The organism is Noviherbaspirillum sp. ST9, assembly GCF_048799745.1.
Lineage (GTDB): Bacteria > Pseudomonadota > Gammaproteobacteria > Burkholderiales > Burkholderiaceae_D > Noviherbaspirillum.
Window position 1 is genome coordinate 1 of the sequence record NZ_JBLWFR010000086.1, and the last position, 697, is coordinate 697.

A 697-nucleotide genomic window follows, 5' to 3' on the forward strand; every position below is an offset into this window, starting at 1 on the left:
AACAACAGCTTTTTCAGCGAAAGCAATTCTTTTTCCACGTTTCACTATCTCGTTTTGGAGTACTTTATCAAATCCTGCTCCTGTGATATCGAGTTTCTCCAGACAATCTCTATATAACGCAGTTGAAAAGGCCATTCCCGAGCCGGAGAGAGTAGCCGACGAGCCTGTTTCAAAAAGGATCTTGCCATCATAAAAATGGTAGTAAATATCCCTCGCAGCGTCAAGGCATGCTATGGTGGTATCCATGTTTTTCGCTTCCCTTATTCCCTGCACGGCTTCAAAGCCCCTGTCAAAACATTCGTTTAAGCGGGTTAAATAATTCCCGTCGACGAGATTGTCGCTATCAATAATCGTAATACGATTATGCGCCCTTCGAAATCGTTCTATTGCGTAAAAATGCGAACGCGTATTACTACCAAGAATTTCATTCGGGCGCAGGAGGATAATGCGATCATCGTTGAAATTAAGAGACGACACATCGCATTTATCCGCCACTATATATACAAGAAAATTCGTGTAGCGCAGTTGCAGAATAGAAGTTGCCACTGCCGGCAAAGAATCGGCTTGCTCATATGCTGTCACAATAATTGCATAATCGGCAGCATCTGACGCCGGTGTTTCCTGCAGACGGGGTTTGCGCCTCACAGCCAGCCAGATAAGGTATAAAAACAGCGGCATTACCAGATTGTATCCAACC

General features: G+C 44.5%; 1 protein-coding gene. It reads right to left on the reverse strand.

Annotated elements, in window-relative coordinates; all coding sequences use genetic code 11:
* Window positions 1-678 (reverse strand): glycosyltransferase (locus ACNOHI_RS24885; protein WP_420477412.1); only part of this gene is annotated, 678 nt, incomplete at its 3' end.
* Between the last annotated feature and the right edge of the window lie 19 nt (window positions 679-697).